The sequence below is a fragment of the Rhodococcus sp. AQ5-07 genome, assembly GCF_009707305.1.
Taxonomy (GTDB): Bacteria; Actinomycetota; Actinomycetes; order Mycobacteriales; family Mycobacteriaceae; genus Rhodococcus_F; species Rhodococcus_F erythropolis.
Genome location: NZ_CP046099.1, coordinates 4,849,623 through 4,861,745 on the forward strand (window position 1 = coordinate 4,849,623; position 12,123 = coordinate 4,861,745).

At 62.8% G+C, this 12,123-nt stretch carries 7 protein-coding genes; 5 read left to right on the top strand and 2 right to left on the bottom strand.

Annotated elements, in window-relative coordinates; all coding sequences use genetic code 11:
- Window positions 1-535: 535 nt before the first annotated feature.
- Window positions 536-943, top strand: coding sequence for a GIY-YIG nuclease family protein (locus GJB56_RS32125; protein WP_397510584.1), 408 nt, complete (start codon window positions 536-538; stop codon window positions 941-943).
- 524 nt (window positions 944-1,467) lie between these two features.
- Window positions 1,468-2,202, top strand: a complete 735-nt coding sequence (locus tag GJB56_RS31695; RefSeq protein WP_230091050.1) for a DUF4190 domain-containing protein — start codon at window positions 1,468-1,470, stop codon at window positions 2,200-2,202.
- 151 nt (window positions 2,203-2,353) lie between these two features.
- On the opposite strand, the gene GJB56_RS22605 is transcribed toward GJB56_RS31695, so the two are convergent.
- The gene (locus GJB56_RS22605) at window positions 2,354-3,793 is read right to left on the bottom strand and encodes a phytoene desaturase family protein (protein ID WP_113683394.1); all 1,440 of its coding nucleotides are present in this window, start codon (window positions 3,791-3,793) and stop codon (window positions 2,354-2,356) included.
- Between the two features lie 556 nt (window positions 3,794-4,349).
- Here GJB56_RS22605 and gltB point away from each other — a divergent pair.
- The 3 genes from gltB to GJB56_RS22620 all read left to right on the top strand — a co-directional run bounded on the left by gltB (window position 4,350) and on the right by GJB56_RS22620 (window position 11,473).
- The gene (gene gltB, locus GJB56_RS22610) at window positions 4,350-8,948 is read left to right on the top strand and encodes a glutamate synthase large subunit (protein WP_020968012.1); all 4,599 of its coding nucleotides are present in this window, start codon (window positions 4,350-4,352) and stop codon (window positions 8,946-8,948) included.
- Window positions 8,941-10,392 carry a glutamate synthase subunit beta gene (locus tag GJB56_RS22615; protein ID WP_020968013.1) on the top strand — a complete coding sequence of 484 codons (1,452 nt, stop codon included), beginning with the start codon at window positions 8,941-8,943 and terminating at the stop codon, window positions 10,390-10,392. The genes gltB and GJB56_RS22615 overlap by 8 nt, the downstream gene beginning before the upstream one ends.
- Window positions 10,393-10,576: 184 nt before the next feature.
- Window positions 10,577-11,473 (top strand): cutinase family protein, encoded by an 897-nt coding sequence (locus GJB56_RS22620; protein ID WP_020905644.1) that lies wholly within the window; start codon window positions 10,577-10,579, stop codon window positions 11,471-11,473.
- On the opposite strand, the gene GJB56_RS22625 is transcribed toward GJB56_RS22620, so the two are convergent.
- Window positions 11,474-12,034, bottom strand: coding sequence for a DUF732 domain-containing protein (locus GJB56_RS22625; RefSeq protein ID WP_113683395.1), 561 nt, complete (start codon window positions 12,032-12,034; stop codon window positions 11,474-11,476).
- Window positions 12,035-12,123 lie beyond the last annotated feature (89 nt).

Here is a 12,123-nt window from a genome sequence, read left to right on the forward strand (position 1 = left end):
GGCTCGGAAGCGTCGGTCGCCCGCGTACCGCTCAGCGGGCTCGGAAGCGTCGGTCGCCCGCCTACCGCTCAGCGGGCTCGGAAGCGTCCCAACGGATCTTCGCCGAGCGCCGGACCGCGGCGAAGACAATTTCTGGAACTAGCCGACGGTCGAATCCAGATGAAAATTCACTGTGGAAACAGTGCAGTCGCGCCCATAGTCCCAGCGATTGCGCTCTGCCCCGTTGGGGATGGTTGATTGCGAGGGAATCGGAATCCGCAACGGCCAGTCGAGATTCGATCGATATTCGACGCTTCTGTGAACCATGCGTATCCCCAGCTTGATCGGAGGTCGAGCTGTCGAGAACTCGCGTCGGTAATCTATGTCGAAAAATCTGCTGGGATTAACTATTCGACAGAGAAGTTTCTTTCAGGCTGCCCACCAGGTGATGACGAGGGCGAAGAGGAGGCAGCCGAGAATGCGGGAAGCTCCGACTGGCACGCCGACCCATTCGTGCATGCATCGTCATCGGTTGGTCCGAGGGGGTGCTGTGGTCATGGGGTGGTTGCGAGTTGGAGTGTTGCTACGTTTATGCGCTGATCGACCCACGAGATCGCTCCGTCTTTACGTAGGAAAGGGAGTCGGAGATCGCGTCTACGGTCACGTCTGGTCCGCGATGGGAGCAGCTGAATTCGTCAAAGACGGAATCGAAAGTGAATCCTTCACAGTGAAATCGGCAAAGAACCAACGTATTCGAGATATCTATCAGTCTGGCAGGATAGTCGAAACGTCATCCTTAGGCACCGGATCGAGCCCGAGGCGACAGCTGACAAGAGCGCATGCCATCGAGCAAACCTTGATCGATGGGCTCCGCCTGACAGAAGCGCCGACGGATGAGGCCGTGTTGGTGACCATTGCGGGCGGTCACACCACGACGGAGCGGGGCCCCCGCTACCGGAGCTGATCCGACGCTATGCCGCCTCTGCGGCACCAGAGATCGAACTGCCCTGCGTTATTCTCATCGTTAATACGGCTCTGAACCCAGATAACTCCAAGGAGCGAGTTTGCGAAGAAGGCCGAGGCTGGTGGCGCGCCGGCCCGGCTGTTCGCAACACACCGGACGTCCCGATCTTCTTCGTTGCTGCGGACAACGTCCGAGCGGTGTATCGGGCTTCGGGTTGGGAACAGAGTGGACTCGGCGGTGCCTGGCGGGTTTCCGGCCCGGCGGATCCGGAGCTGGAAGCCCGCTTCCTCGGAACTAGTGTCGCGGAGCTGAAGAATGCACGTCCGACTGGGCGATGGCGTCAACATTTGGCATCCCGACCCGGTGGACTGAAAACGCGGGCCCGCGCTACCCGCCCCAGGCAGCGAGCGGGCTCCTAGAATTGCCGAGTGGTAGGGCGGGGGACGGCGGTGAGGATGTTTAGGGAGGCGGTGAACCGGCAGGTCGGTATTGTCTTGTTTTGCGCTTTGTAGCAAGATGTCCCAATGTCCGAATACTATCCGCCATCAGCATCTATGCCGTTGCCACCGGCGACTCCTGGGCGAGTCACCACGGTCCCACCTACTCGGCCACTGCTGGGATTGCCGATATTTTGGATCGGCTTGGGTATCTTCCTCGCCAACTTCTTCGGTGCATTTCTGCACGTACTTTTTATCAAAGACTCAGCGCCAGGATGGTTCGTCATCGGCGTGGCCGCTGTCCTCGGGGCCGTCGGCATTGCACTCGTCATATACCGGACCAACGGGATTGCGTGGTGGCATTGGCTGCTGATGGCCTTTTGTGTCAACCTGCTGCTCGGTGCAGTGAATCGCGCGACCGATGTAACAGCGATCCAAGTGGTCTTCGGAATCGTGAACTTCGTGGGTCTTCTCGCGTTGATCGTTGGCGCAATTCTCGCTGCCGTACGGTCGTCGAAACAACCCACCGCAACGCCCACAGGTCCACTGTTGGCACCGATCGTCGGTTATACCGCTGAAGGACAACCGGTCTACGGCTCACCCGTTCGATCACAGACCACCAATACCTTTGCGATTCTTGCACTCATCTTCGGATTCCTCGCCGGTGTACTAGGGATCATTTTCGGTCATATCGCGCTGAGCCAGATCAAGCGCACAGGTGAGAATGGCCGCGGTATGGCTATCGCAGGACTGATCCTCGGCTATTTGTTTGTCGCTTTCTGGCTGGTGCTCTTTATCGTCGCTGCCACCAGTGCCGCGTGACGCCCCATTCTGGGGCGTGATGCGAGCGCAGGCGTGCTCGAATTACGGCCCGTATTTGTGTTTCGGGCGTATCCGACAGAAGTTCTCCGTCTTCCTTGGACAGTGACGAAGGTCCACGTGTGTCCGAAATGTCGTCCCCATCGGGGACGCCTCAACGCCGAGACTTCAGTGCTGCCTGCGCAGCATTGAACCCACCCATCCCGTGGACCCCGCCGCCCGGCGGGGTCGCGGACGAGCAGAGGTACACGCCCGGGGCCCCGGTGGCATAGGGGTCCAGCCCGAACCGGGGACGCGCGATGATCTGTCGCGCCGTGTTCGCACCCGCGGAGATGTCGCCGCCCACATAGTTGGGGTTGTACGCCTGCATCTGCGGCACATTGCGCACGTGGACGCCCACGATCCGGTCCCGGAATCCCGGCGCAAAGCGCTCGATCTGACTCGTGACCGCATCGGTCGCGTCACCCGGATAGCCATGCGGCACATGCGCATACGCCCACACCGGGTGGATGTCTCCCACGGATCGGGAGGGGTCGGCCAAGAACTGCTGGCCCAACAGAATGAAGGGCTTGTCCGGCATCTGACCCCGTACGGTCTGGCGTTCGACAGCAGCAGTTTGCGAAATCGTCCCGGACAGGTGCAGGGTGCCGGCCTTGCGGGCATGCGGATTCGTCCACGGCACGACGCTTCCGTCGGAATCACCACGCACGGCGTAGTCGACCTTGTAGGCGGCGGTGCCGTAGCGGAATTTGCGGTAGGCCCGGGCAATGCGGTCGGGCTGCCGACCGTCGAGCAGACGACCTGCAGCATCGGGAGCGATGTCGAGCATGACGATGTCGTAGTCGGCGATCTGGGAGTAGTTGGTGACCCAGTTTCCGGTTTCGATGGTGCCACCGAGGCTGCGCAGGATCGACGCGAGCGCCGCAGCAATTGATCCTGAACCACCCTGCGCCACAGGCCAACCGTGAGCATGAGCGGCCGCAGTGAGCATCGAGCCGACAGCACTGGAGAGTGGAAGGGTCAGCGTCCCGAACATGTGCGCCGCGACGCCACCGAACAGCGCCCGCGCTTGTGGGGTCTTGAACATCCGCGCGAAACCCGTCGCGGGAAGCAGAGCGCCCGTCCCGAAACGGGCGAGCATCAGCGGGTGCTTCGGAACGTGCACGATCGGCTTGAAGACGTCCTGCACCAACTCGTCGAAGTTCTCGGATAGGTATCCGAAGACGTCGAGCCAGCGCTTACCGTCGGCACCCAATCCCTCAGCGGTCCGGTTGATGTCGCGCCAGAGAACCCCGGCGGTGCCGTCGTCGAGTGGATGGACCAGTTGGATCTCGGGCCACAGCCACGTCAGGCCATGCTTGGCGAGCCCGAATTCGCGGTCGAGTTCCTTGAAGTAAGGAGAAGCCAAAGCGGTGGGATGGAAGGCGGAGCAATCGTCGTGGACGAGTCCGTCGACTATGTATTCGCTACTGCGGGTGCCACCGCCGATCTTGTCCGCACCCTCGATGACGTGGACGTCGATTCCGGCGCGGGCGAGTTCGATCGCCGCCGCGAGACCGTTGGGACCACTGCCCACCACTACTGCTGTTGTCATTTGCTCTTCGCCACCCGTCTTCTCAGGTGTGAGCCTACGGAAATTACAGCGATGGCATTCTGCGAGCAAACAATTCAGGCCTAGGCCTTGGTTGATCGATCAACTTTTGTTACAGTTCGAGGCGCACTGGCCGCAGCTGATTCTTATCGCTGCGGCCAGTTGTTGCATTCATCGCCCATCGCGCCTGTTTCCTGCGGATTCGGTATCCTGTGAATCGGAACTTCTCTGCACAGACGCAGCTCCGAAATCTGTCGAGGGGCCTTCTGGCTCCCTGCATCGCCGCAGTTCAGAGCAATTATAGGGCTACCTTAGTTGCGCCCGTGCCGGGGTTCTGAATTATCGTTTTCGTTACACGGTTGACTCACAAAAGTTTCAACCGACCGAAGACTCACGTCGCCGGGTGCCAGAACGCACACCATCGCGTCTGCGCAGGGCGGCTACTTCGGTGGTACCGAACACATCGTCGTGTCGGTGCTTTGAAGGACTTGCATTGCAAGTTGATGGCCATCAGCGCTGCTGGTCGTCGGTGCATCTTTATGGCATACGAAGGCTGGGTATGAAGCAACTTCCAGGCCCCCAGGGCCTCTATCACCCGTCCAATGAGCACGACTCCTGTGGAGTCGCATTTGTTGTCGACATGCATGGTCGCCGCAGCAGGGACATCGTCGAAAAGGCGATCACCGCTCTGGTCAACCTCGAGCATCGCGGCGCTGCCGGATCAGAACCCAACACGGGTGACGGTGCGGGCATTCTGCTGCAGGTTCCCGACAAGTTCTTCCGAGCTGTCGTGGACTTCGCGCTGCCCGCCGAAGGCGCGTACGCAACCGGTATCGCATTCCTCCCGCAGGGCGATGCCGATGCACACGAGGCTGCTGCTGCAGTCGAGAAGATCGTCGTCGAAGAGGGCCTGAAGGTTCTCGGCTGGCGCGAGGTCGGAACCGACGACTCCTCGCTTGGCGCATTGGCGCGCGACGCGATGCCGACGTTCCGTCAGATCTTCATCGGCTCCGAGGGTGACAAGTACACCGGCATGGATCTCGAGCGTCGTGCGTACGTGGTGCGTAAGCGCACCGAGCACGAACTCGGCTCCGAAGGCGCCGGCAAGGGTGGCCCGGGTAGCGAGACCGTGTACTTCCCCAGCCTGTCCGGCCAGACGTTCGTCTACAAGGGCATGCTCACCACCCCGCAGCTCAAGGGTTTCTACCTCGATCTGCAGGACGATCGTGTCGAGAGCGCACTCGGACTCGTCCACTCGCGCTTCTCCACCAACACGTTCCCGTCGTGGCCGCTGGCGCACCCGTTCCGCCGGGTCGCTCACAACGGTGAGATCAACACCGTCACCGGCAACGAGAACTGGATGCGCGCTCGCGAGTCCCTGATCGACAGTGACGTCTTCGGTGGCCGCGAGAACCTGGACAAGATCTTCCCGATCTGCACCCAGGGCGCCAGTGACACCGCTCGTTTCGACGAGGTGCTCGAGATGCTGCACCTCGCCGGCCGCAGCCTGCCGCACGCAGTTCTCATGATGATCCCGGAAGCCTGGGAGAAGCACGAGAGCATGGACCCCGCTCGTCGGGCGTTCTACGAGTACCACTCGGCACTCATGGAGCCCTGGGACGGACCGGCGTCCGTGTGCTTCACCGACGGCACCGTCATCGGCGCCGTGCTGGACCGCAACGGTCTGCGTCCGTCGCGTCTGTGGATCACCGAAGACGGCCTCGTCGTCATGGCGTCGGAGGTCGGCGTTCTGCCGATCGATCCGTCCACCGTGGTCCGCAAGGTCCGCCTCCAGCCCGGCCGCATGTTCCTCGTGGACACCGCGCAGGGCCGGGTCATCAGCGACGACGAACTCAAGTCCGAACTCGCTGCCGAGCACCCGTACCAGCAGTGGATCGACGAAGGTTTGATCCACATGGACGACCTGCCGGACCGCCCGTACACATACATGTCGCACGAGCGCGTCGTGCTGCGTCAGCAGCTCTTCGGTTTCACCAGCGAAGAGGTCAACCTGCTGGTCAAGCCGATGGCACTCTCCGGTGCCGAGGCACTGGGCTCGATGGGTACCGACACTCCGATCGCCGTGCTCTCGTCACGTCCGCGGATGCTGTTCGACTACTTCTCGCAGCTCTTCGCTCAGGTCACCAACCCACCTCTCGACGCGATTCGTGAAGAGGTTGTCACCAGCCTCGGCGCGACCATCGGCCCCGAGGGCGACCTGCTGCACCCGAATGCGGACTCCTGCAAGCAGATTGCGCTCCCGCAGCCGATCCTGCACAACGACGACCTGTCGAAGCTCGTTCACGTCAACGACGACGGCGAATTCCCGGGCTTCCGCAGCGTCGTGATCCGCGGCCTGTACCCCGTCAAGGAAGGCGGCGACGGTATCCGTCGTGCGCTCGAGGGCATCAAGTACCAGGTCTCGCAGGCAATCGAGGGTGGCGCACGCATCGTCGTGCTCTCGGACCGTGAGTCCACCGAGGACTACGCGCCGATCCCGTCGCTGCTCCTCACCTCAGCCGTGCACCACCACCTGGTTCGTGAGAAGTCGCGCACCAAGGTCGGCCTCATCGTCGAGGCCGGCGACGCCCGCGAGGTGCACCACATGGCGCTCCTCATCGGCTTCGGTGCCGCAGCGGTCAACCCGTACATGGCTTTCGAGACCATCGACGAGTTCCTGCAGAACAAGGAACTCGAGGGCCTGACCCTCGAGAAGGGCATCGCGAACTACATCAAGGCAGCCGGCAAGGGTGTCCTGAAGGTGATGTCCAAGATGGGCATCTCGACGCTCGCGTCGTACACCGGTGCTCAGCTGTTCCAGGTCATCGGCCTCTCGCAGGAGCTGACGGACGAGTACTTCACCGGTCTGCAGTCGCAGCTCGGTGGCATCGGCCTCGACCAGATCGCAGCCGACGTCGAAGCACGTCACCGCATCGCGTACCTCGATCGCCCCGAAGAGCGCGCTCACCGCGAGCTCGAGGTCGGCGGCGAGTACCAGTGGCGTCGTGAAGGCGAGTACCACCTGTTCAACCCGGATACGGTCTTCAAGCTCCAGCACGCAACTCGCACAGGTCAGTACGAGGTGTTCAAGGAGTACACGACCATGGTCAACGACCAGTCGGAGCGCCTTGCCGCTCTGCGTGGTCTGTTCGACTTCAACATCGGCAAGCGGCCGTCGATCTCGATCGACGAGGTCGAGCCGGCCAGCGAGATCGTCAAGCGTTTCTCGACGGGTGCGATGAGCTACGGCTCCATCTCCGCCGAGGCTCACGAGACTCTCGCCATCGCGATGAACCGTCTGGGCGCCCGCTCCAATTCCGGTGAGGGCGGCGAACATCCGTCGCGCTTCACGCCGGACGAGAACGGCGATCTGCGACGCAGTGCCATCAAGCAGGTCGCGTCGGGACGCTTCGGTGTCACCTCGCACTACCTGAGCAACTGCACCGACATCCAGATCAAGATGGCGCAGGGAGCCAAGCCCGGTGAGGGCGGCCAGCTTCCGGCTCACAAGGTGTACCCGTGGGTGGCCGAGGTTCGGCACTCCACGCCTGGCGTCGGCCTGATTTCGCCGCCGCCGCACCACGACATCTACTCGATCGAGGATCTCGCTCAGCTGATCCACGACCTGAAGAACGCCAACCCGCAGGCCCGCATCCACGTGAAGCTGGTCTCCGAGGTCGGCGTCGGAACCGTCGCGGCCGGTGTCTCCAAGGCACATGCCGACGTCGTTCTGATCTCCGGTCACGACGGTGGCACCGGTGCCACCCCGCTGACCTCCGTCAAGCACGCGGGCGCACCGTGGGAGCTCGGCCTGGCCGAGACCCAGCAGACGTTGCTGCTCAACGGTCTTCGTGACCGCATCGTCGTGCAGGTCGACGGCCAGCTCAAGACGGGTCGCGACGTCGTCGTCGCTGCCCTGCTCGGCGGCGAGGAGTTCGGTTTCGCCACCGCACCGCTGGTGGTCTCGGGCTGCATCATGATGCGCGTCTGCCACCTCGACACCTGCCCCGTCGGTGTCGCGACGCAGAACCCGTTGCTGCGTCAGCGTTTCAGTGGCAAGCCGGAATTCGTCGAGAACTTCTTCATGTTCATCGCCGAAGAGGTTCGCGAGCTTCTCGCCGAACTCGGTTTCCGCACGCTGCTCGAAGCAGTCGGCCAGGTCGACATGCTGGACACCACGCGCGCTCTCGATCACTGGAAGGGAAGCAAGGCAGGCAATCTCGACCTGTCGCCGATCCTGACCCAGGTCGAGTCCGCGTTCATGGACCAGGACGTCCACTGCACCGGCACACAGGATCACGGTCTCGACAAGGCACTCGATCAGCAGTTGATCGTTTCGGCCCGCAACGCACTCGACAAGGGTGAGGCGGTCTCCTTCGAGTCCGCGATCACCAACGTCAACCGCACGGTCGGCACCATGCTCGGCCACGAGGTCACCAAGGCGTTCGGTGGAGAGGGCTTGCCCGAGGGCACCATCGACATCACGTTCACCGGTTCCGCCGGTAACAGCTTCGGTGCTTTCGTGCCCAGCGGTATGACCCTGCGCCTGCACGGCGACGCCAACGACTTCGTCGGCAAGGGCCTCTCGGGTGGACGCATCGTCGTACGGCCGCCGCTCGATGCAGCGGAAGGCTTTGTCGCCGAGGACAACATCATCGGTGGCAACGTCATTCTGTTCGGCGCCACCAGCGGCGAGGCTCTGCTTCGCGGTGTCGTCGGCGAACGCTTCGCAGTCCGTAACTCCGGCGCCACTGCCGTCGTCGAGGGTGTGGGCGATCATGGTTGCGAGTACATGACGGGTGGAAAGGTGGTCATCCTCGGAGCCACCGGACGTAACTTCGGCGCCGGCATGTCCGGTGGCGTCGCGTACATCTACAACCCCGACAAGGCATTCGAGAAGAACCTCAACACCGAACTGGTGGATCTCGAGGATCTTTCGGGCGACGACTTCACCTGGTTGAAGAGCGTCATCGAACGTCATCGCGACGAAACCGGCTCCGAGGTTGCCACGCGCATCCTCGGCGACTGGTCGCAGCAGGTGGGTCACTTCGCAAAGGTGATGCCCCGCGACTACAAGAAGGTTCTTTTGGCCATCGCGGCCGCAGAGAAGGATGGCAAGAACGTGGACGAGGCAGTTATGGAGGCAGCTCGTGGGTGATCCAAGCGGCTTCCTGAAGCACACGTCGCGCGAACTTCCGGTTCGCCGGCCGGTGCCGTTGCGCCTGCTCGACTGGAAAGAGGTCTACGAGGAGTTTCCGAAGGAAACCCTCCAGACTCAGGCCAGCCGTTGCATGGACTGCGGAATTCCTTTCTGCCATAACGGTTGCCCTCTCGGAAACTTGATTCCCGAGTGGAACGACCTGGTCTTCAAGGACCACTGGCACGACGCCATCGAGCGTCTGCACGCGACCAACAACTTCCCGGAGTTCACCGGTCGTCTGTGCCCTGCACCCTGTGAGGCGTCCTGTGTCCTGGGCATCAACCAGGATCCGGTCACCATCAAGCAGGTCGAGGTCGAGATCATCGACAAGGCCTTCGACGAAGGGTGGGTCAAGCCGGTTCGCGCCGCGCATGCCACCAACAAGAGGGTCGCAGTTGTCGGCAGTGGTCCGGCCGGTCTGGCTGCAGCGCAGCAGCTGACCCGCGCCGGTCACGCAGTTACGGTCTTCGAGCGGGCAGACCGCATCGGCGGCCTGCTGCGCTACGGCATCCCCGAGTTCAAGATGGAGAAGCGGCACATCGACCGCCGTCTCGAGCAGATGGAAGCCGAAGGCACCGTCTTCAAGACCAACGTCAATGTCGGCGTGGACATCACCGCGGACGAGCTGCGCGAGCAGTTCGACGCAGTGGTTCTGGCCGGCGGCGCCACCGCAGCTCGCGATCTGCCGATCCCGGGCCGCGAACTGGACGGCATCCACCAGGCGATGGAGTTCCTGCCGATCGCCAACCGCGTGCAGTTGGGTGACCTCGACGCTCCCACCATCACCGCTGAGGGCAAGAAGGTCGTCATCATCGGCGGCGGCGACACCGGCGCGGACTGCCTCGGCACCTCGCACCGTCAGGGCGCAGCCAGCGTGCACCAGTTCGAGATCATGCCGCGTCCCCCGGAGACTCGCGCCGAGCAGACTCCGTGGCCGACGTACCCGCTCATGTTCCGCGTGGCTTCGGCTCACGAGGAAGGCGGCGAGCGTCTGTTCTCCGTCAACACCGAGAACTTCGTCGGTGAAAACGGCAAGGTCACCGGACTCAAGGCTCACGAGGTCGAGATGAAGTCGGGTCGTTTCGAGAAGGTCGAGGGCTCGGACTTCGAGCTCGAAGCCGATCTCGTGCTCCTGGCAATGGGCTTCGTCGGTCCCGAGAAGCCGGGTCTGCTCACCGATCTCGGTGTCGACTTGAACGAGCGCGGCAACGTCGCCCGCACGTCGAAGTGGAACACCAACGTCGACGGCGTGTTTGTGGCCGGCGACATGGGCCGCGGGCAGTCCCTGATCGTCTGGGCCATCGCCGAGGGACGTTCCGCAGCAGCCGCTGTGGACACCTACCTCGAGGGTGTCACCGCCCTTCCGTCACCGATCCACCCGACAGCGGCTCCGCAGCGCTAGAGGCTCTTACAAAGCCGCACCCCATCGCATTCGGTGGGGTGCGGCTTTGTTTCTCCAAGTAGTTCGCACGATCTGTAACAAACCTTCATCAATCGTGCATCGGACAGACACAACGCCCAGACAGTATGATTCCGGAGCATCGATAGTGGTGTATGGGTTGCTTAAGTTAAATCAGGGGAGTTTCATGCGTGCGAGGCGTCTCGTTGCGGTGTTGTCGGCACTAGCTGCGGCAGTAGTGGTACCGGTTGTCAGTTCTCCCGTGGCGTCGGCTGATCCCTGCCCCGGTCTGTACGTCGTGGCCATTCCTGGAACCTGGGAGCCTTCGGGTACTTCTCCCGGTGCCGGCATGCTTGCCCCGGTCACCAACGGCCTTCCCGGTTCCGTGCGCACGGATTACGTCACGTACTCGGCAACGGCCTTCCCGTGGGAGTCCAACGTCTACGCCAAGTCGAAGCAGCAGGCTGTCGACAACGCCCGCGGCATGATCGCCGCGATGGCCGCCTCGTGCGGTGACACCCGCTTCGCGATCGTCGGATACAGCCAGGGCGCCGACGCGGCAGGCGATCTCGCAGCCGAGATCGGAACCGGCATCGGCGTTGTTCCCCCGACTCGCGTCGAGGGCGTCGGCCTCCTGTCAGATCCCCGCCGCTCCGAGTCAGACGTCCTGATCGGACCCGCTGTCGGAGGCAACGGCGCCAGCGGCGCTCGCATCGGTGGATTCGGTTGGCTGTCAGGCAAAACCGTGACGCTGTGCGCCGTCGGTGATCTGTACTGCTCGACGCCCAAGGACGATTTCGTGATGCGTCTGGCCGGGTTCATGGCTCAGGTTTCCGACCCCACTCCGGCAAACGCTCTCTCGCTGCGCGACGAGGCCGCCGTGATCGTCAACGACCTGGTCACTGCAGGCGGACTCCCCGCACTGATGGCTCAGCTCGATCCAGGCGCGAACTCCCGGCGCGTCGATCAACTGGTCGCCTTCTACGGCTCGCAGGTTCACACCGACTACACGCGTTACGTTGTTGACGGCGCAGGCAATTCGGCCACATCCTGGCTGCACAACTGGTTGGCCGGCAAGGCCTGATCAGCAGTACGTCTGCTCCGCGGTGTCGACGTAGATCTCGGCGATCCGCTGCGAAGACATCGGCGTGATCTGTGAGTACACCTCGCCGACGGAGTTGAACTCCGCCAGCACCTCGGACCGCGGCATGCCGTCGGCCAGCGCCTTGCAGGTGCCGTCGGCGTAGAGGATCTCGGCGGAATCCATTCCGGCGGGCGGGATCCCGGCCAGACGTAGTGCAGCGATGTACCGCTGTCCCTTCTCGCCTGCGTTCGCGACGATCTCGTCCGGTGACCGGGCGTCGATCGGTGCGTTCGCCGGTGGCGCTACCTGTGGCGCTACCGGCAGCGCTACCGGTGGGGGCGTCGATTCGACGACGCTCGGCGCGGCTTCCGGAGTTGCGGCGGGTGGGCTGGTCGCCAGCGCCGACAGGGACTCGGGGGCAGCTGAACTCGACGTTGCCGCGATCGACGTGCTGGTGGCAGCAGATGTGGATTCCGCTGCGTTGCTGTCGGATTGGCTGCTGCAGCCGCTGAGGAGTAGGCCCGCTGCCGCGACGCAGAGGACCAGTCTGTTCGTGTTCATCACCCGTGAGTGTTACACACCGTACCGCTTAGTTTGTCCGTTTTAAGGAAACTCCCTTTTGCCCTGTTTTTAAGTCGAAGTCCTGTGAT